17 protein-coding genes and 1 pseudogene are annotated in these 20144 nt (G+C 57.7%); 10 read left to right on the top strand and 8 right to left on the bottom strand.

What is annotated here, in order from left to right; translation table 11 throughout:
• The first annotated feature begins 83 nt into the window (after positions 1 to 83).
• The 4 genes and pseudogenes from CPY51_RS20975 (at position 84) to CPY51_RS20990 (ending at position 6550) form a co-directional block, all read left to right on the top strand.
• On the top strand, positions 84 to 1475 hold the full coding sequence (locus tag CPY51_RS20975) for a DUF1254 domain-containing protein (RefSeq protein WP_244598739.1): 1392 nt from the start codon (positions 84 to 86) through the stop codon (positions 1473 to 1475).
• A gap of 35 nt (positions 1476 to 1510) precedes the next feature.
• On the top strand, positions 1511 to 2971 hold the full coding sequence (locus tag CPY51_RS20980) for a DUF1254 domain-containing protein (protein ID WP_111162164.1): 1461 nt from the start codon (positions 1511 to 1513) through the stop codon (positions 2969 to 2971).
• 58 nt (positions 2972 to 3029) lie between these two features.
• On the top strand, positions 3030 to 5507 hold the full coding sequence (locus CPY51_RS20985; RefSeq protein WP_111162165.1) for an SH3 domain-containing protein: 2478 nt from the start codon (positions 3030 to 3032) through the stop codon (positions 5505 to 5507).
• A gap of 50 nt (positions 5508 to 5557) precedes the next feature.
• Positions 5558 to 6550, top strand: a pseudogene (locus CPY51_RS20990) (SphA family protein).
• A 43-nt stretch (positions 6551 to 6593) separates the two neighbouring features.
• On the opposite strand, the gene CPY51_RS20995 reads toward CPY51_RS20990, so the two are convergent.
• From CPY51_RS20995 to CPY51_RS21020, 6 genes are all read right to left on the bottom strand, one after another.
• Complete coding sequence (locus tag CPY51_RS20995; RefSeq protein WP_146260152.1) at positions 6594 to 7775, bottom strand: hypothetical protein; 1182 nt, start codon at positions 7773 to 7775, stop codon at positions 6594 to 6596.
• Between the two features lie 10 nt (positions 7776 to 7785).
• Positions 7786 to 9021 (bottom strand): alpha/beta hydrolase, encoded by a 1236-nt coding sequence (locus CPY51_RS21000; RefSeq protein WP_111162167.1) that lies wholly within the window; start codon positions 9019 to 9021, stop codon positions 7786 to 7788.
• 263 nt (positions 9022 to 9284) lie between these two features.
• Positions 9285 to 10058, bottom strand: coding sequence for an amino acid ABC transporter ATP-binding protein (locus tag CPY51_RS21005; protein WP_111162168.1), 774 nt, complete (start codon positions 10056 to 10058; stop codon positions 9285 to 9287).
• A gap of 18 nt (positions 10059 to 10076) precedes the next feature.
• A complete protein-coding gene (locus tag CPY51_RS21010) occupies positions 10077 to 11231 on the bottom strand; it encodes an amino acid ABC transporter permease (protein WP_111162169.1) in 1155 nt (384 codons plus the stop codon).
• Between the two features lies 1 nt (position 11232).
• Positions 11233 to 12426 (bottom strand): amino acid ABC transporter permease, encoded by a 1194-nt coding sequence (locus tag CPY51_RS21015; protein WP_111162170.1) that lies wholly within the window; start codon positions 12424 to 12426, stop codon positions 11233 to 11235.
• A 96-nt stretch (positions 12427 to 12522) separates the two neighbouring features.
• Positions 12523 to 13551: an amino acid ABC transporter substrate-binding protein gene (locus CPY51_RS21020; RefSeq protein ID WP_111162171.1), complete on the bottom strand. Its 1029-nt coding sequence runs from the start codon at positions 13549 to 13551 to the stop codon at positions 12523 to 12525.
• Between the two features lie 367 nt (positions 13552 to 13918).
• Here CPY51_RS21020 and CPY51_RS21025 point away from each other — a divergent pair, with 367 nt between their 5' ends.
• Complete coding sequence (locus CPY51_RS21025) at positions 13919 to 15109, top strand: cystathionine beta-lyase (RefSeq protein ID WP_111162172.1); 1191 nt, start codon at positions 13919 to 13921, stop codon at positions 15107 to 15109.
• On the opposite strand, the gene CPY51_RS21030 is transcribed toward CPY51_RS21025, so the two are convergent.
• Both CPY51_RS21030 and CPY51_RS21035 read right to left on the bottom strand, forming a co-directional pair.
• A complete protein-coding gene (locus CPY51_RS21030; protein WP_111162173.1) occupies positions 15110 to 16273 on the bottom strand; it encodes an FAD-dependent monooxygenase in 1164 nt (387 codons plus the stop codon).
• A 27-nt stretch (positions 16274 to 16300) separates the two neighbouring features.
• On the bottom strand, positions 16301 to 16546 hold the full coding sequence (locus CPY51_RS21035; protein ID WP_111162174.1) for a zinc-finger domain-containing protein: 246 nt from the start codon (positions 16544 to 16546) through the stop codon (positions 16301 to 16303).
• A gap of 160 nt (positions 16547 to 16706) precedes the next feature.
• Here CPY51_RS21035 and CPY51_RS21040 point away from each other — a divergent pair, with 160 nt between their 5' ends.
• The 5 genes from CPY51_RS21040 to clpS all read left to right on the top strand — a co-directional run bounded on the left by CPY51_RS21040 (position 16707) and on the right by clpS (position 20142).
• Positions 16707 to 17489, top strand: a complete 783-nt coding sequence (locus CPY51_RS21040; RefSeq protein WP_111162175.1) for an alpha/beta fold hydrolase — start codon at positions 16707 to 16709, stop codon at positions 17487 to 17489.
• Positions 17490 to 17639: 150 nt separating this feature from the next.
• Complete coding sequence (gene cysE / locus CPY51_RS21045; protein ID WP_111162176.1) at positions 17640 to 18473, top strand: serine O-acetyltransferase; 834 nt, start codon at positions 17640 to 17642, stop codon at positions 18471 to 18473.
• 135 nt (positions 18474 to 18608) lie between these two features.
• Positions 18609 to 18812: a DUF3126 family protein gene (locus CPY51_RS21050; protein ID WP_111162177.1), complete on the top strand. Its 204-nt coding sequence runs from the start codon at positions 18609 to 18611 to the stop codon at positions 18810 to 18812.
• 345 nt (positions 18813 to 19157) lie between these two features.
• A complete protein-coding gene (locus CPY51_RS21055; RefSeq protein WP_111162178.1) occupies positions 19158 to 19517 on the top strand; it encodes a phasin family protein in 360 nt (119 codons plus the stop codon).
• A 271-nt stretch (positions 19518 to 19788) separates the two neighbouring features.
• Positions 19789 to 20142: an ATP-dependent Clp protease adapter ClpS gene (gene clpS / locus CPY51_RS21060; protein ID WP_111162303.1), complete on the top strand. Its 354-nt coding sequence runs from the start codon at positions 19789 to 19791 to the stop codon at positions 20140 to 20142.
• Positions 20143 to 20144 lie beyond the last annotated feature (2 nt).

The following is a 20144-nucleotide window of genomic DNA, read 5'->3' on the forward strand; positions in this document are numbered from 1 at the left end:
CGTACTTGCGCCCGTGACCACGATTTTGATGGTGAGGCCATCGTTATCGTTGCGGTTCTTTCCGCATCGGAAAGGAGTGAGCGATGATCGGCCTTCCCTTGTCCCGAATACGGCTTGCCAACGCGACTGCTTATCGGGCCGCGCTGATGATCGCGTTGCTCACGCCATTTGCGGTTCCCGCAGTGCAGTCCGCGACACCCGAGCAGGCGCGTGCGATTGCCAAGGAGGCCTATATCTATTCGTTCGCGCCGATCGCCAGTTATGGAACCTGGAGCAAGCAGGCGACACAGCCGAACGCTCCGGAATATGTTGGAGGCTTCAATGTTTTCCGAAATTACTCCCAGGCGTTCACTCCCGAGAACAAAGATATCGTCACGCCGAACAACGACACGCCCTATTCATGGGCATGGCTTGACCTTCGCGCCGAGCCTATTGTCCTGAGCGTCCCGGCGGTGCCTCGGGACCGCTACTACGTGATGCAGCTCGTCGATCTCTTTACCTACAATTTTGGCTATGTCGGCGTGCGGGCGACGGGGTTCAATGCCGGCAACTATCTGATTGCCGGACCCAACTGGCATGGCAAGAAGCCAAAGGGAGTGACCAAGGTCATTAGCGCCGAGACCGAGATCGTCGGCATTCTGGGACGGACGTCCTTGAATGGGCCGGAGGATGTCAAAAACGTTCAGGCTATCCAGGCCAAATACAAGCTTCAACCACTCAGCGCTTTCCTTGGAGCGCCGGGGCCGCGTCCCCAGCCGCAAATCATCTTTCCTCCCTACGATGCGGCCAAGGCCACCAGCCACGATTTCATCGGCTACATCAATTTTCTGCTGCAGTTCGCCCAGCCAATGGTTCCTTCCGAAAAGAGCCTGATGGCGCGCTTCGCCGAGATAGGCATCGGCCCCGGCAAGCCCTGGAATGCTGAGAAGGTCGACCCGGCGATCCTGAAGGCGATTGACGAGGGAATCGATGACGCGAAGGCCGACATGAAAGCAACGGCAGCAAAAACCTTGAGTTCGAATGGACTGTTCGGCTCGCGCGCATTTATGCACGGCGACTATATGACCCGGGCCATGGGTGCCGAGAAGGGACTGTTCGGCAATTCGATTGAAGAGGCCTGGTACGGCGGGTTCGTCGGCGATGGAGCCAAGCAGATGATGCTTCATTTCCCGGCGGGCCAGTTGCCGCCAGCCAAATTCTTCTGGTCGCTGACGCTCTACACGCTACCCGACCGCCTTCTCTACGCCAACCCGCTCAAGCGCTATTCGATAGGCGATCGAACCAAGGGTCTGGTTTACGGCAAGGACAAGTCCCTGACGATCTATCTCGGCCATGCATCGCCCGGCGTCGAAAAGGAGGCCAATTGGCTGCCGACACCGGAAGGCAAATACAGCCTCGTGGGCCGCGTCTATGGACCCGAGCCGAAAGCGATAAATGGCGAATGGAAGCTGCCGGCGTTGGAGCCATTAAAGTAGTTTTTCCATGCTTTACAAAGGATTGGAACCTTCCGATGAAGCCTTTTCTACGAAAGCTGTGTTTGACGACTGTGATGGTCCTTGCCTCTGTTGGATCAGCGTTTTCACAAGAGAGCACGATAAAGACGCCGATTGGCGATATCTCCACCGCCTTCGGTCTGCCGGCTGACAAGCCGACGATCGCCAAGCTCTATGACGAAATGGACTTTCAGCGTGCGACGCAGGCTTATATCTGGGCACTGCCAATCGTCGGCTTCGCCGAATGGCAGGCCTCGACAAGAGCAGCGCTTGGGGTTGGCGACACCGATCTCGTCATCTATCAGAGCGTCAAGGACAAGCTTGGCATCCTCACTGCCAACGCCACGACGCCTTACATCGGTGGCTTTCCGGATTTGTCGAAGACCGGCCCCCTGGTGATCGACTATCCGAAAGGTGCCACAGCCGGTGGCGTTGGTGACTTCTGGCAGAGGCCGATCACCGACCTGGGCGAGACCGGGCCTGACAAGGGAAAAGGCGGAAAATACCTGATCGTCGGTCCCGGTCAAAAGGCGCCGAAGCCAAGTGGCTTCACCATCATCCAATCGCCTACCAACAACATCTTCTTTGCCTTCCGCGTCCTCGATCCGGATCCAGGCAAGGCAAAGGCGCTGATCGCAAGCGTGAAGATCTATCCATTCACTGAGAGAAAGGATCCGAAGCCCACCAAACTTATCACGCCGAACGGCCGCGCCTGGAGCCAGGTCCCGCCGCGGGGCTGCGCCTATTGGCAGAGGCTTAGCGACATCATCCAGCGCGAACCGGTGATGGAACGCGACCGGGTCATGATGGCATTGCTGCGACCGCTGGGCATTGAAAAAGGCAAGCCCTTTGCGCCTGACGACAGACAGAAGAAGATACTGACCGACGGCGCGGTGGTTGGCGAATTGATGGCGCAGGCCAATTCCTTCGCGACGCGAGAAGAGGGCGCTCGCTACCGTCCGGATTCGAACTGGGACTATGTGATCATGTTCGATCCGTTCCAGGAGGCTGCGAACTACACCCAGATCGACCAACGGGCAAAATATTTCTACGAGGCAGTGACGACCACCAAGGGCATGGTTACCAGGACGCCCGGCCTTGGTCAGGCTTATCTCGGCGCTCACGTGGACGCAGCCGGCAAATGGCTGGATGGCGGCCTCAGCTATGCGCTGCACGTCCCGGCCGAGGTGCCGGCCAAATTGTTCTGGTCGGTAACGGTCTACGACAGCCTGACCCGTGTCCTCATCGACAACCCGCAGCAGGTGGCCGACAAGTCTTCGCGAACGGATATCGTCAAGAACGGCGACGGCTCCTACGATCTGTATTTCGGACCGGAGACGCCGGCGGGTCACGAGAAGAACTGGATTCCGACGATCCCCGGCAAGGCGTGGTTTGCCTATTTCCGCTTTTACGGTCCCCTTCAGCCCTATTTCGACAGGTCCTGGAAATTGCCCGACATCGAAGAGGTGAAGGAGTGAGTTCCACAGCGCGACTACACCAGCGCACGCTAACTATTGGACGATTTGGAGAGTTTCGATGAAAGCAATCATATCGCTCGTGATTTCAATATCGCTTATTGCAAGTGCTGCTTCGGCGGAGCCGGCGGTTACGACTGCCAAGATTAATTTTCGGCAAGGGCCGGGAACACAGTACAAGAGCCTTGGCCAGATAGCTCAGGGCGCCAGCGTCGATCTTGGGCAATGCGATAGCAGCGGCGCCTGGTGCGCAATTTCCTTCAATGGGCAAAAGGGGTTCGCAAACGGCAAGTTCCTGAACGCGTCGGAAGCCGAAAGGCCGAGCTGGCCGCGGGTCTATTCGACCGACGCCGGCGGCCAGATTACGCTCTACCAGCCGCAGGTCACCGACTGGAAGAACTTCACCGAAATTACGGCGCTCATCGCGACGGAATATAAGACGACAAAGGAAGCAAAGCCGGTTTTCGGCATCCTCACCGTCAATGGTCAGACTGTAGCCGATGGCGATACCGACAATGTTATCGTGAGCAATATCAAGGTCACGGACATCAATTTCTCGGCGCTGGACCGGAAGTCGCTTTCCGATCTGTCTCTCGAAGTCGGAAAGGTCATGCCGACCGGCAGCGTCACCTATCCGGAAGAGCGCCTGGCGGCGAGCCTGGCCGACTACAAACGCATGGACGATGTGCAAGGCCTAAAATCGGATCCGCCCGTTATCCTGACCAGCAATGTGGCTTCGATCCTGGTGTTGACGGACGGTGCCGCGGTGTTTGCTCCGGTCAAGGGCGTCGATGGGCTGTCCTTCGTCGCCAATACGAACTGGGATCTCTTCAAGGTCGATGCCGATAACACCTATTATCTCAGGAACGGCAAAAGCTGGCTGACCGCTAGGGATTTGTCCTCCAGCGACTGGAAAGAAGCCACGACACTGCCCGAGCAGTTTTCCAAATTGCCGGACGATGACAACTGGAAAGATGCGCGTGCGGCTCTGCCGCCCACACCTTTACCCGACGGCAAACTTCCAGAGGTATTCTATTCCGACAAACCGGCCGAACTGGTCCAGTTCGATGGCGTGCCTGCACTCGTGAAGGTTCCAGGGACCGCATTGAAATGGGCGTCGAACAGTTCGAGCGACGTCTTCTTCAACGATTCAGACCGGAAGTGGTACATCCTGCTGTCAGGGCGATGGTTTTCAGCGACAGCGCTCGGCGGACCGTGGACGTTCGCGACGCCGAACCTTCCCTCCGACTTCCAGAACATTCCGGACGATGCTCCCTATTACGCCGTTCGGTCTTCTGTCCCCGGAACATCGGAAAATGCCGAGGCCCGCCTGAAGGCCAGCATTCCCCAGACCGCCCGGGTCGCGACTGACGGTTCCGTGGGGGTCGAGGTCGCCTATAGCGGTGATCCGAAGTTCGAACCGATCGACGGCACCTCCCTGACTTATGCAGTGAACACCAACGAGCAGGTTATCAAGGTCGGCGACAAATACTTCGTGCTGAAGGACGGAGTATGGTTTGTCGGGCTCAATCCCACGGGGCCATTCTCGGTCGCGACGGAGGTCCCCGCCGAGATCTACACCATCCCGCCATCGTCGCCCGTCTACAACGCCACCTATGTTCGCATCTACAATACAGAACCCGGCGCGGTCTGGTTTGGCTACACGATGGGGTATCTTGGGGCCTATCTTGCCTGGGACGCCATCGTCTATGGCACGGGTTGGTATTATCACCCGTATTGGGCGGCCGGTTGGGCTGGTGGCGGATATCTTCCCTATTATCCACGCCCGCTGACCTACGGCATTGGCGCATTCTACAACCCGGCGGTCGGGACCTTCGGGCGATATGGCTACGCCTACGGACCCTATCGTGGGATCGCGGGCGGAGCGGCCTATAATCCCCGGACGGGCGCCTATATCCGTGGCGTCGCGATAACGGGTCCGAATGGCGCTGCCGGGTTCATCTCAGCATATAATCCTCGTACAGGAAACGGTGTGGTCGCGCACGGTGGCAGCAACGTGTACGGATCGTGGGGAACCGCGGGCGTCAAGCACGGATCTGAGTTCGCCCGCGTCAATGCGGGAGCGAACGCCAACGGCGCTGCGGCGCAGTGGCGAACGTCTGAGGGCAACCATGGATTCGTGGCGGCTGGCAAGGGCGGAGACGTCTACGCCGGCAGGGATGGCAACGTCTATCGCAAGGACGACGGCCAATGGCAAAAACACACGGACGGCGGCTGGTCCCCCGTCCAGCGTCCAACGACAGACAATCTGAAGAATGCTGGGCAGAACATTGCCAACCGTCCCGGCGCCAACGGCGGCGGTGTCCAGAACCTGGCCAATCGTCCAAGCCGAGCGCAGCCGATCGCGCCGGACAATCTTGGTATCGATCGTGCAGGACGTCAACTTGGCAACCAGCGAGCCCTTCAACACCAGATGTTCCAACGTCCCCCACCCCAGAATTTTGGCGGCTTTCATGGCGGCGGGGGCTTCGGAGGAGGTGGTGGATTTAGAGGCGGTGGCGGATTCCATCGCAGATGAGACGTGATCGCGATACAATCGGTGCGAGTGATTCGGTGGGGAATATCAGTATGCGGACTTCAAGACTGAAACTGGCGGCATTTGCCGCAACCCTCTTCGTCGTAGGGGCCGGTTGCTCCTATGCGGCAGAAGGCGGCGCGGGTTTTTACCTGCTAGGCAGCAAGGGTCCTGCAGCGGGCGTAACGCCTCCGCCCGGCACCTATTTCCAAAACGATCTCTACTTCTACAAGGGCGATCTCGGTGGAAATCGCCAGTTGCCGACGGGCGGCAATGTCATAGCTGGTGTAACGGGCAAGGCGGCGATCGAAATCCCCACTTTCATCTGGGTCACGCCCGCCGAGATCCTTGGTGGTCAGCTGGGCTTCTCCGCTTCGCTTCCGTTCGGATACAAGGATGTGTCTGCTGATCTCGCCATCTCAAGCCCACGCTTTGGAGGCCGCAGCCGTGGAATAGATGACGATGTCTTCACACTCGGCGATCCGCTCGCCTCGAGTTTCATCGGCTGGACCACCGGAGACCTACATATCCAGAGCGGCGTCCTCGTCAACATACCCATCGGTGACTATCAGGACGGGGAACTGGCCAACATTGCCTTCCATCACTGGGGCGCGGATATCTACACGGCCGCATCCTATATCGACCCGACGACCGGCCTGGATTTCTCGGGCACGATCGGGATGACGTTCAACGCCGAAAACCCCGCGACGAACTATCGGACGGGCGACGAATTCCACGCTGAATGGGCGATATCGTAAAGCTTCTCGCCCCAGTTTTCCGCGGGCCTGGTTGGCTACTACTATGACCAGGTAACCGGGGACAGCGGTTCAGGCGCCGTCCTCGGCCCATTCAAGGGCAGGGTAGCCGCAATCGGTGCGACGGTCGGCTATAACTTCGAAGTCGGTGGCACGCCTGTCGCGGCCAGGGTGAAATATTACCACGAATTCGCAGCTGAAAACCGCTCCGAGGGAGACGCGGTCTTCTTGACGGTTTCAGTTCCGCTCGGCTTCAAGAAGCCTGCGAAACAGGTTGCCGACGCTCAATAGAGCAATCGGCCAAGGCTTGCCGGCTAAGTGGCAAGCCTTGGCGTTATAGTACAAGCAGTCGTTTGACGATCGGAAGCAGGTCCTTGAAGGGGAGCTGGGTCAATCCAACGGCAATGAGCGGCAGCAATGCAACGACGGTGACCGGCAGCAGCGTCGATCGGTTCAGGATGAGGGGAGACAGCTTCCCTATGGCCTCGTAAAGTTTTGTCGGATCGGCGATCTCTTGCTCCGGTCGCGAGTGGTCGCCATTCGCGGCAACGTTACTGCCAAGCGTGCTACGCTCTACCGATCGCTGGAATTCGGTTGCCTGACGACTTGCTGCCTGAAGGGTTCTCGTTTTCAACTCCGAAAGCGCGATGGCGAAAGAGGTGAGGGGGACTCCGAAAAATATAAAGACGACGACCAGCCAAAGTCCCATCACCGCCCCGAAGCTCGTGACCGTGAATGTCTCATGCAGAACTTGATGCGCGATCGTCGCTGCCAGCACGCAGCTTGTGGCGACGGTGAATGTTACATAAGCGTTCGGATATCCGCCCACAAAGCCGACGCCCCCATGCTTGTCGGGATGCGTTGCGACCAGCCGCAGGTCCAGCCGGGCAAATCTTGCCAGAAGATTCCCCCAGATGATGTGCCGCCAGACCGCGCGCGTCAGGAGAAACCAGAACATCGTATTGCTGACCAGGATCGACCACCAGCCCGCAGGACTGAGCGACTTGCTTCCTCCGACTATAGTCAACGCCCAGGAAGAATCGGTCTGGCCGTCCATGTTGTGAAGTACCAACGAGGATGTGGCAATGGAGACAAGTAGGCAGACGATCTCCGCACCTGCAGAGTCCCTGCTGCGCTTTGCCTCGGATAGCGCAGTTCTTGCAGACTTCAGCGATCCCGCGGCAAGGACCGGAATATTGAAGAACTGATCGACGCATAGTCTCAGCCGGTCTTCGATCTGGCCTTCAGCTATGATCAACATGCCGATCGCAAGGAATGACCTTGCCCATACGCCGGGATCGAGCAGATATGGGCGAGTATCCAGTTCGCCGAATGCGGTGCCAGCGACAAGTGTCAACAAGAGGGGAATTCCCCAGGTCACGGCGATGAGCACCAAGGCCCTTCGAGCGGGTCTTAATTTGTCGCCGGCCACCAAGCCGATCCGCTTCTGAGCATCGAAAAACGGACCGCCGCGGGCAATCAGAAACGGTTCGCCGTCGTCCTCGTCGTTCCGCATGGCCGTCACCTCAGTTGATCAGCTCCTTCGGCTGGGAACCGCTCTGCAAGATCCCGTCGAGCTGGCCGGCCTTCGCAGGCCGTTTCTGGTTTTCGAGCGCCGCGGCGGGCGCGTTGATCGCAGTGGCTGCGACCTTTCCGACTGTGTTCGCCGTCCCTGCCACGACCGCCGTGACGCCCTGGACAAGTGACACGTCGGAGTCCGTCAATGTTTGCCCCGTCACAAGGCGCTGGCCGATCAGCTGTACGATCTCGGGACTTTCAGCGAACTTGCCGTGGTGCATGCTGTCCTCTGTCTTCAGCTTGGTGAGATCGACCACTGTGATTCCGGCTTTCTCCAGCTTGGACTTATAGGGTTCCACGGCCGGATTGATCGCCCCCAGCCTCAGCACGTCGCCGGAGATGAGGCGGGAAGCCGCCAATGCCCGGTCGTCCTGTGAAACGAAAATCGTGAACTTGGGATGGTCCGGACCCATCTCGGTGAACTGGCGGGCAAAGACGTCGACGTCGATGTCGGGCGAGGCGAGGATCACATTGTTGATCTTCGGGTCAACACGCCCGTCGCGGATCGCCATCTGTCTGAGAGACTCCATCGCCAGCCAAGTCCCCATGGAATGGGCGAGCACGGTAATGTCCTTCTCGTTCGGATCCTGCGCCAGGGTCTTCAGTGTCTGCTCGAATGCTGTTCGGGAATAATTGGTGCTTTCCTTGTCGTATTCGTAGTCGAACAGGTTGGCGCGCGATGGCCAGGTAAAGAGGATCGGGGTGACCTTCGCACCGGAATCATGGACGATCTGGGCAAAACGGAAGACCGAATCCTCATAGGTATTGTTGAAGCCATGGACGAAGACCAGCGCGTGGCCACCGACGATGTGCTGCTGGAACCACGCGCGTCCCTGTTTGATCGTGTCGATCTGCGCGACATGCGTTACCGCAAAATCTGTCGCCGGGTTCGGTGGCAGTTTCTTCGGCCACTCGACGCTCCCCGACTTTCTCATGGAATCCGCAGGGATCGAGATCGTCACGTCTGTCAGGAAGGGCTTGGGGCTACGCTCGCCGGCAAAGAGTGTTGCGGGGTTGCCCGACGGCAGTCGACTTGTCGCGACGAGCATGTCGACCTTGGATGCAGTCGGCGAAAGGGTGGACGCCGCAACAGGCGTCATCACCCCTTTGGGATGCCCGGCGCAGGAGGCCAAAATCAGAGAAACAATCAGCACTATCGGCGCGTGTATCGATATTCTCAGCATCCGGTGCCGCTCCTTTGTAACGCTGCGCACAGTCGATGCCGGCCGCCTGGTTCGTTGGCAGCACCCTTTCCAGAAATTCCCGTTTCATGAAGTACGTTACAGTTACGAACGACGATTTTCATACATCGAAGAGTCTCGGAGGGCCGTCCGACAAGTGACAGAAGATGCTGTCGGATGCCCGGTTCGCGAAAACCAAGCTAAAAAGAAACCCGCCATCTGACAGCAGGTGGCGGGTTCATATTGTTTCGAAGCGGTGGTGCTACTCAGTGCAGGATCTGGCTGAGGAACAGTTTGGTGCGCTCGTGCTGCGGATTGTCGAAGAACTCGGCCGGCGAATTCTGTTCGACGATCTGGCCCTGGTCCATGAAGATCACCCGGTTGGCGACCTGGCGGGCAAAGCCCATTTCGTGGGTGACGCAAAGCATCGTCATGCCTTCTTCGGCAAGGCCCACCATCGTGTCGAGCACTTCCTTGATCATTTCCGGATCGAGAGCCGAGGTCGGCTCATCGAATAGCATGATCTTCGGGTTCATGCAGAGCGAGCGGGCGATCGCCACACGCTGCTGCTGGCCGCCGGAAAGCTGGCCGGGATATTTCAGTGCTTGATCCGGAATCTTGACGCGGGTGAGGAAGTGCATCGCCACCTCCTCGGCCTGCTTCTTGGGCATCTTGCGCACCCAGATCGGCGCGAGCGTGCAGTTTTCAAGTATGGTCAGGTGTGGGAACAGGTTGAAGTGCTGGAACACCATTCCAACTTCGCGACGGACTTCATCGATCTTCTTCAGATCGTTGGTAAGCTCGACTCCGTCGACGACGATACTGCCCTTCTGGTGCTCCTCTAGTCGGTTGATACAGCGGATCATCGTTGACTTGCCGGAGCCAGACGGCCCGGCGATAACGATGCGCTCACCGCGCATGACCTTGAGGTTGATGTCGCGAAGCACGTGGAAGTCGCCGTACCACTTGTTCATGTTGACGATTTCGACCGCGACTTCGGTCTCGGAGACGGTGAGTTTCTTGAGTAGGGGGTCAGCCATGTTTTTTTCCCTCGGGTCTTATCTTTTGTGGCCAGTATCTAGATGGCGTTCCATGAAGCCTGAATAGCGCGACATGCCGAAGCAGAATAGCCAGAAAACGAAGCCTGCGAATATCAGTCCGGTCAGTGGTGTGACCGGGGTCAGCCATCTGGCATCCCCGAAGCTGGCTTTCACGATGCCGAGCAGGTCATACATGTTGATGATCGATACCAGCGAGGTATCCTTGAACATGCCGATAAACGTGTTGACGATGCCAGGAATGACCAGCTTGATTGCCTGCGGCATGATGATGAAGGTCATCTTCTGGAAGTAGTTCAATCCAAGCGAGTCTGCGCCTTCATACTGGCCCTTCGGAATGGCTTGGAGACCGCCGCGAATGACCTCCGCCATGTAAGCCGAAGCGAAGATCGACACGCCGACGAGTGCGCGGAGGAATTTGTCGATGTTGGTCCCGGGCGAGAGAAACAATGGCAGGAGAACACTTGCCATGAAGAGCACCGTGATCAGGGGTACGCCGCGAACCAGTTCGATGAAGCCGATGCAGGCAGCCTTGAGGATCGGCATGTTCGATCGCCGCCCAAGGGCGAGCACGATGCCGAATGGCAACGACACAACAATGCCCACGAAGGATAAGATCAGCGTCACCATCAAGCCACCCCAGCTGGATGTCTCGACATGGGAGAGGCCAAACCAGCCTCCGAGGAGCAGGATGACGGCGAGTATCGGCAACGCCACGAGGAGAAGAAGCGCGTTCAGCCCTTTGCGCGGCGCAGACGGCATCAGGAAGGGAACCAGCAGCCCCACGAACAGTACGGCTATCAGGATCGGCCGCCAGAGCTGGTCACGTGGATAAGAGCCGACCATGAACTGGGTGAACCAGTCCCCGACATAGGCCCAGCAAGCGCCGCTCCAACCATCTGGCTGCGTGCCGCCCTGGTTGATCGTTGCGCATGCGGTCCGATCGTGACCGATCCACACCGCATTGATAAACAGGAAATCAACAACAGACACCAGGAACCAGACGACGACCACCGCCACCACAACGGACAGGATCGAATCCTTGGGGGTGGCGAAAAGATTGTGCCTGGCCCAACCGCGAACGGTCTTGTCACTAAGCGGGGCCTCTTCAGCGGCGATGAGGTTCTGACGAACAAAAGCGATCTGACCGTCCATCTTAGCGCTCCACCAATGCCATACGGGCGTTGAACCAGTTCATGAAAAGCGATGTAACAAGGCTCAGCGACATATAGATCGCCATCCAGATACCAATGATCTCGATCGAGTGGCCCGATTGATTGAGGATCGTTCCGCCGACCGCAACGAGGTCGGCGTATCCGATGGCGACTGCGAGCGAAGAGTTTTTTGTCAGGTTCAGATACTGCGACGTGAGCGGCGGAATAATGATGCGAAGCGCCTGCGGCAGGACAACCAACCGCGTTGCTAAACCAGGGCGGATGCCAAGCGCATGTGCTGCTTCCGATTGTCCCTTCGAAACACCGCGGATGCCGGCGCGGAAGATTTCGGCGATGAACGCGGCGGTGTAGAAGGACAACGCCATATAGAGCGACAGAAATTCCGGGCCGACGACAGTGCCGCCATTCATGTTGAATTTTCCGAGTACCGGAACATCAAACGTAACTGGAAAACCGGCGATGGCAAAGGCAATCAAAGGCAGACCCACGATCAGGCCAAGATTGACCAGGAGCACCGGTGGTCTCTTGCCGGTTGCCAGCTGCTGCTTGTTGGCCCATCGGGTGTAGACAATTGCGCCGACCACGCCTAGCAGGAAGGCGATCGGTACGATCCAGATGCCCGCTCCAAAAACCGGCGCGGGCATGTAAATGCCACGGTTGCTGACATAGACGGATAGGGGCAGGGACAAAGACTTCTTGACGTCCGGCAAAAGCGACAGAACGCCCTTGTACCAGAAGAAGATAACGAGAAGCGGGGGAATGTTACGGAAGACTTCGACGTAAACCGTCGAAAGTTTGGCAATCAGCCAGTTGTGCGAGAGGCGTCCGATGCCGACCAGCATCCCGACGATCGTGGCGGTTATGATCCCGGCAATCGCAACGATCAGGGTATTGATCAAGCCGAGGACGAGGGCGCGGAAATATGTCGAGTCGCTCGAATATTGAATGGGAGTCTGGGCTATATCAAAGCCGGAGCGACCGTTCAGGAAGCTGAGGCTCGTTGTCATGTTGGCCTTGGCCAGGTTTTGCGCCGCATTGGTGCTCGCGTACCAGATGAGCCAGGCGATAAAGATTACAGTCAGCGCCTGATAGACAAACTGGCGCAGTTGTTGATTGTAAAGCAAAGAACGCCACGAACGGCTATCGCCGGTCCCTTCTGCGGCTGCAACGGCCATACATTTTCCCCTGTTTCCACTCGCCCTTTTCGGGCGTTATTTTTTCGACTGCGGGAAAACGCAGAGCGTCTTCCCGCAGTTCAGTCTAGCTGACGATTACCGGATCGGCGGTGAGTATTGCAGGCCGCCCTTGTTCCACAGGGCATTCAAGCCGCGCTTGATCTTGAGCGGGCTGCCTTCGCCGACATTGCGTTCGAAAGCTTCGCCATAGTTGCCTACGAGCTTGACGATGTTATAGGCCCACTTCTCGTCAAGACCGAGATCCTTGCCAATCGTCTCGTCCTTTTCCTGGCCGAGAAAGCGCTTGATATCGGGATTTTCGGACTTGGCCATTTCATCGACGTTCGCCTGGGTGATGCCAAACTCTTCGGCTGTAACCATCGCGTAATGTGCATAAGACACAACGTCGAACCACTTGGAATCATTCTGGCGTACCGCCGGACCGAGCGGCTCCTTGGAAATGATTTCAGGCAGGACGATGTTGTCGTCGGGGTTGGCGAGCGACAGGCGGATCGAATACAGGCCGGATTGGTCGGTTGTGTAGACGTCGCAACGACCCGAGCTATAGGCTGCGTCGACTTCTTCCTGCTTTTCAAAGACGACTGGCTTGTATTCGAGCTTGTTGGCCTTGAAGTAGTCTGCAAGGTTTAGCTCAGTTGTCGTGCCGGACTGGACGCACACAGCTGCTCCGGACAATTCGAGCGCAGACTTCACGCCGATGCTCTTGTGGACCATGAACCCTTGGCCGTCATAATAGTTGATGGCGCGGAAATCGAAGCCGAGCTGGCTGTCGCGGCTTGCGCTCCAGGTCGTATTGCGGGCGAGAACGTCGATTTCGCCCGACTGCAACGCCGGAAACCGGTCCTTTGCCGACAGTGGTGTGTATTTGACTTTGTCAACGTCTCCGAACACAGCCGCCGCAACTGCCTTGCAGAGGTCGACGTCCAGACCCGACCATTTGCCAGCAGAATCCTGCGCACCAAAGCCTGCCAGATTCGAGCCGTTAACACCGCACTGCACGAAGCCCTTCGCTTTGACATCGTCGAGCGTCGAAGCCGAAGCACCTGACACGCCAAATGCCAAGGCTGCTGTGCCAATTATTACGGACAGAAGCGTTTTTGTCATTTTTCCCAACCTTTTTTTACGTGTTTTATAGTTGATTTGTATCGCTGCCCGAAAAGCTCGGAAACGAGCCATCTCCATCACCCTCCCGGCGCGAGTGATCCTATCACAGTCGGAAATCCATTCATGGTCAAGAGAAGGCCTTAATTATTGCGGCTTAATTCGGCATTTTGCCTGAATTTGCTTTGAAAACAGGCGTTTGGGTATCTGTTGGGCAGTCCTTTGCCAAAAATCGATGCTAATTGAGCTATTGCTTTGCGTTTGGTGCAATGCGGTATTCGCTGAGAATGAAAAGTGACCGGGGTTGACCCGGTGCGGCTTGACCCCCACAAATCGCCTTTTAAGTCAGCGCCAAAGGCATGAAACAGAAATGAAAGACAACGACCCCTCGCTCACGAACGCCGGCATCAACACGCGTCTTTCGCATATCGGCAATTCACCCTCCGATTATTACGGCTTCGTCAATCCGCCCGTCGTCCATGCGTCGACGGTATTGTTTCCGAACGCCCGTGCCATGGAAACGCGTGCCCAGAAGTACACCTATGGCACTCGTGGCACACCGACGACGGACGCGCTCTGCGAGGCGACAGACGCGTTGGAGGGTTCGGCTGGCACGGTCCTTGTGCCGTCGGGTCTCGCCGCGATCTCTGTGCCGTTTCTGAGCTTCCTGTCATCTGGCGACCATGCACTTGTCGTTGATTCCGTGTACGGGCCCACCCGGATTTTCTGCGACACGGTCCTGAAGCGTCTCGGTGTCGAAGTCGAATATTACGACCCGATGATCGGCGCCGGCATCGAGCAGCTGATCCGGCCGAATACGACGCTCGTCCACACTGAGGCGCCCGGATCGAACACCTTCGAAATGCAGGATATTCCGGCGATATCGGCCACGGCACACAAACACGGCTGCGTGGTTACAATGGACAATACCTGGGCGACGCCGGTGTTTTTTAAGCCGCTCGACCACGGCGTTGACATCTCCATCCATGCCTCGACGAAGTATCCCGCCGGTCACTCGGACGTATTGATGGGCACGGTGTCCGCGAACGCCGAACATTGGCCCCAGTTGAAGGAAGCCAGCGGCGCCATGGGCATCTGCGGCGCCCCCGACGACGCCTACCAGGTGCTGCGCGGCCTAAGGACCATGGGGGTTCGCCTTGAGCGCCACCAGGAGAGCGCACTGGCAATTGCGCAGTGGCTGGAGGGCCGGGACGATGTTGCGCGTGTATTGCACCCGGCACTACCAAGCTTTCCCGGCCACGACATCTGGAGACGGGACTTCAAAGGGTCGAGCGGCATTTTCTCCTTCGTCCTTGCGGCTGACGGCGTCGACAGGTTCAAACCCAAGGCGCACGCGTTTCTCGATGCGCTGTCGCTTTTCGGCCTCGGATACTCCTGGGGCGGGTTCGAGAGCCTGGCGCTGCACGTCAATCTCAGCGACAGGCGGATTTGCAAGGCACCGTCGGAGGGTCCGGTTCTTCGCCTGCAGATCGGCCTGGAAGATGTTGCCGACGTCAAGGCGGATATCGAGAAGGGTCTGGCGGCAGCGCGTGCCGCCTGATCAGCCTATGGCGTGATAGCCGTAGATCCAGTCGAGGTCCGCCGCGAGGCTTTGGGGCGGACGCAGCGACAGCACCAGATCGCGGCCGAGACGGATGGGCCCGCGGGCGTGATAGGCGAAACGGTTGAACGCTCCGCGCTGACGAAGTCGGGCAATACGCGGCGTGCGACGCTTTTCAAACGAGTCGAGCGCCTCGTCGATCGGCCGCGACGCAACCATCCCTGCAAGTTCGAAACCATCCTCGATCGCCATGGCGGCGCCCTGGGCTGCAAAGGGCATCATCGCATGCGCCGCGTCGCCGATGAGGACCGTATCCCGGTCGTTATGCCAGCGCCCGCTTCCGACTTCGTAGAGCGGCCAGACGGTAGGGTCGTCCTGGCCGTTCAGCATCGTTGAAATCGCCTGGTTCCAGCCGGTGAACTGCTTCCGCAGCTGATTGCGTTGTGTATCGCTGCCCCTGGCACTCCAGTCATGCGACACGCCGCTGCCGGCGCTGATCGCCACGAAGTTGAACATGCGTTTCTCTTTTATCGGATAGCAGACGAGATGGGCGGAGGGGCCCATGAAGGCCGTGACGCTTTCTCCGTCGAGAACGGAGGGCACTGCAACCTCGGGGACGGTAAAGCGCCACGCGATATTGCCTGTAAATTGGGGCAGGGCGCTGCCAGGCACAAGTGCGCGTGTCTTCGACCAGACGCCGTCGGCGCCGATGATCAGTTCCGGGCTTTCGCCTGTGATCGCGCTGAGCGACATGGCGGTCGGTGCGTCGAGTTGCCTGCCGAGGTGCAGGCTGCAAAGCGGATTGGCGGCCACCGCCCCAAGGAGCGCGTTTTGCAGCGTCGCTCGATGCAGGGCACCGTAGGGTGCGCCCCACCGAGCCCTGGCAAATTCACCGCTTGGAATGGAGGCGATCAGGCGGAGCGAAGTTCCGGACACAAGCCGGATTTCCTTTGGCTCCATCCATGCAGACGAAAGCGCGTCCAGCACACCGAGTTCGCCGAGGATTCGGGAAGCATTGGGTGAAATCTGCAGTCCGGCGCCGACCTCAGTCAGCGCTTCGGCCTGCTCGAAGATATCGGCGCGGATGCCGTGACGAGCAAGCGATAGCGCTGCCGTAAGACCTGCGATGCCGGCGCCGATGATGGCCGCATGTTTGATCGGCATCGTGAACGCGGTCCTGATGCTTTCGAACTACGCTGCCCTGACGTGGAATACGCAGCCGGGAGGATTGGTCTGTTCGGCCTTCAGCGCAGGGTTATGGCGAAAGAGGGTCGAGCAATAGGAACAGACCTTCTCGCTCTCGTCGCCCATGTCGATGAAGATATGCGGATGATCGAAAGGAGACGACGCACCGGTGCACATGAATTCCTTCACGCCGATTTCGATAACGCGGTATCCGCCATCGTTCTGGAAGTGGGGAATGTTGTGGCCGGCCATGATGCTCTCCGAATGCTTCTGAATTGTGCGCGGACCTTATAATCCTTCGTTCGGATTGTGTAGTGCGAAAGTCCGGCTAGGCGTACAGATTTTCGCCGAGTGCGGGTTCACCTCGCATATCAGATAAATTATCAAGGGTGACGGCCAGAGGGACGATGCCATGAATTTGAATACGCCTGCCTTTTCCACCTTTGTGCATGATGGTTTGCACCTGGCCTTTTTCGACGAGGGGGATCGGTCCGCTATCCCGGTCCTCCTGATTCACGGCTTCGCCTCGACCGCAAACGTCAACTGGGTCAACCCGGGTTGGCTGAAGACGTTGGGAGAGGCCGGATACCGCGTTATCGCCATCGATAATCGTGGCCATGGAGCGAGCGACAAGCCCCACGATGCGGAAGCCTATAGGCCCTGGATCATGGCTGATGATGCCGTGGCCCTGCTCGACCACCTCGACATATCGGAGGCGAACGTCATGGGCTATTCGATGGGCGCGCGCATCTCAGCCTTCCTGGCGCTGGCGCACCCTGAACGGGTTCGCTCGTTGGTCTTTGGCGGTCTCGGTATCGGCATGACCGACGGTGTCGGTGACTGGGATCCGATAGCTGACGCGCTGTTGGCCCCGTCGCTTGATCAGGTGACGCACCCGCGCGGCCAGATGTTCCGTGCCTTTGCCGAACAGACGAAGAGCGACCGGGTAGCGCTTGCCGCCTGCATCCGCGGCTCCCGCGACCTGATCAGTCGCGAGGACATGGCGACGATTGCAGCGCCGGCATTGATTGGGGTCGGCACAAAGGACGACATCGCCGGTTCTCCGCAGGAACTTGCCGACATCATGCCGAACGCCGTCGCGCTGGATATTCCCAACCGCGATCACATGCTGGCTGTTGGCGACCGTGTCTTCAAGAAAGCGGTGCTCGAATTCTACGAGCGGGTTGCCGGTTAGAGATCTGATTTGGCTTCGGACGGCACCGCACCGGGTTGATCGGTCCACCAGCAAAATCATGCCAAAGACTCATATGGTGGCGACCCATTTATGTTGCGGAACTTTTACTCTATATAACCAATTATCAATCGGGAAATGGAGAAACCGTCAATGGTCGGAGCAACAGACATTCGCCAGCTCGACACGGTGAGCACGTTGAAGACCGTCGATCCCATTTGGGATAGCATGCGCGACGAAGCGCGTGCTGCTGCCGAACGGGATCCGCTTCTTGCCGCCTTTCTGTACTCGACCGTGATCAATCATCGTTCGCTCGAGGAGTGCGTTATCTACCGCATCTGCGAGCGCCTCGACCATCCCGATATGCAGGCGATCCTTCTGCGCCAGACTTTCGATGAGATGCTGAGCGACTGGCCGGAATGGGGCTCGACGCTTCGGGTCGATATCCAGGCCGTCTACGACCGTGATCCGGCATGCCTGCGCTTCATGGAACCTGTGCTCTATTTTAAGGGCTTTCACGCCATCCAGACCCATCGACTGGCCCACTGGCTGTTGAACCGTGGGCGCCGCGATTTTGCGCTTTATTTGCAGAGTCGTGCATCCAGCGTCTTTCAAACCGATATCAATCCTGCCGCTCGTATCGGCAAAGGCATCTTCCTCGATCACGCCACCGGCCTCGTCGTTGGTGAGACCGCGGTGATCGGCGACAATGTCTCCATCCTGCATGGCGTCACCCTCGGCGGCACCGGCAAGGAAGGCAGCGATCGCCACCCGAAGATCGGCAATGGCGTCCTGATCGGCGCCGGCGCGAAGATTCTCGGCAATATTCAGATCGGCCAATGCTCGCGCGTTGCCGCTGGTTCTGTTGTCTTGAAGGAAGTCCCGCCGAAGACCACGGTTGCCGGCGTGCCTGCCAAGGTCGTCGGGACAGCTGGCTGCTCAGAACCATCGCGCATCATGGACCAGGTCATCGGCGCCGACATCTGATGCCCTTGAGCGAATAAATCGGAGGCGGCCGGATGGGCAGGGCTGAAAGCAGTTCGGTGCCACGTTTCCGACTTTACACCCGAGCTTTTCCTATGCAAGAAGCGGCCACCCCGAGAACCGTCACGGAGATGTTTAGTGAAGCCTGATGAAATCAAGAAGCTCGACGCCTACTTCAAACGCACGTTGAACCCGCTTGTGGTGGTCAAGGCGCGTCCGCGCAAGAACGACTCCGCTGAAGTCTATCTGGGCGAGGAGTTTCTGGGTCTCGTCTATGTTGACGACGAAGACGGCGACCGCTCTTACAACTTCTCGATGGCGATCCTCGACGTCGATCTCTAGGAACCGCTTGGTAAGACAAAGGGCCGGATTCGTTGAATTCCGGCCTTTTCCTTGGATATTTGCTCGCATTTCCTGCAAAAGCTCGTCATTTTTCGACAAATTAGCGGAGATTTCTGCCTCGGCAGCGATCTTTCTTCGAAAATCTAAAAATATGCTGTGAAGCCTTGAGTTGTGGCGCCCTGATATATTTTAGTAGAATCAAAACGATGGCCCGGGCCGATCTTTACGGAACGCCATTTTGCGTCCAAGTACAATCTGAGATTGATGATGCGCCGCACAAGACTACTTGACTAATTGTGCGCCGCATTTAGGGTCGTCTCATCATCCACTGGAGGGCGAGGCCACATGTTCAATTTCGATGATGCAAGCAAGAAGAGCAAGGAAGCCATTGATACGGCTTTGAAGGGTTATTCGGACGTTGCCAAGGGTTTCCAGGCAATCGCTACCGAGACCACTGAATACTCGAAGAAGTCGTTTCAGGACGGCGTAACTCACATTGAAGCGCTTGCGGGCGTGAAGAGCATCGAGACGGCAATCGAATTGCAGACCAATTTCGTGAAGTCTTATTATGAGTCATTCGTCTCCGAAGCCACGAAGCTGAGCGAAATGTATGCGGACCTCGCAAAGACTGTGTACAAGCCCTATGAGGCGCCTGTCGCCAAGGCGACCGGTAAGGCTGCTTCGGCTGTCTCTGCAGCCGCATAAGGCCTACCACATAAGTGTTTTCGAACTTGTCAGGTTCGACGGGACCGGCTGCGCTAAGCGCAGCCGGTCTTTTTCGTTGTCTAAGCCGGAGCATCGCGCTGAGGCCGGACTTTTTTGCCGGCGGAGCGCTTTAGCAACGAATTGTGATTGCAGTGTTGAGCAGGGGGCTTAAAATCACAGCAATATGAACTAAGTTAGGGGTTCGGATATTCGGCCGATGATTTGGAAACGATATGTCCCTCTGCCGAATGATTTGAGGAAATGAATGACTATGATCGCCAAGCCGATCCGGATGCAAAACGACGGCGAAAAGAACGGGGACAACGGAAATCGCGGAACCTCGGTAATAACTCGTACCAAGGCCAAGACCAAGAAGCCTAACCTCTATCGCGTACTGCTTTTGAACGACGACTACACGCCCATGGAATTTGTGATCCATATTCTTGAGCGTTTCTTCCAGAAGGATCGTGAGGGTGCTACCCGTATTATGCTATCCGTACACAATCACGGCGTCGGCGAGTGCGGTGTATTTACATATGAAGTAGCCGAAACGAAGGTTAGCCAGGTGATGGATTTTGCCCGGCAACACCAGCATCCGCTGCAATGTGTTATGGAAAAGAAGTGAGG

Origin of the sequence: Arminella tubonensis, from assembly GCF_003240585.1 — a bacterium.
Lineage (GTDB): Bacteria > Pseudomonadota > Alphaproteobacteria > Rhizobiales > Rhizobiaceae > Rhizobium > Rhizobium tubonense.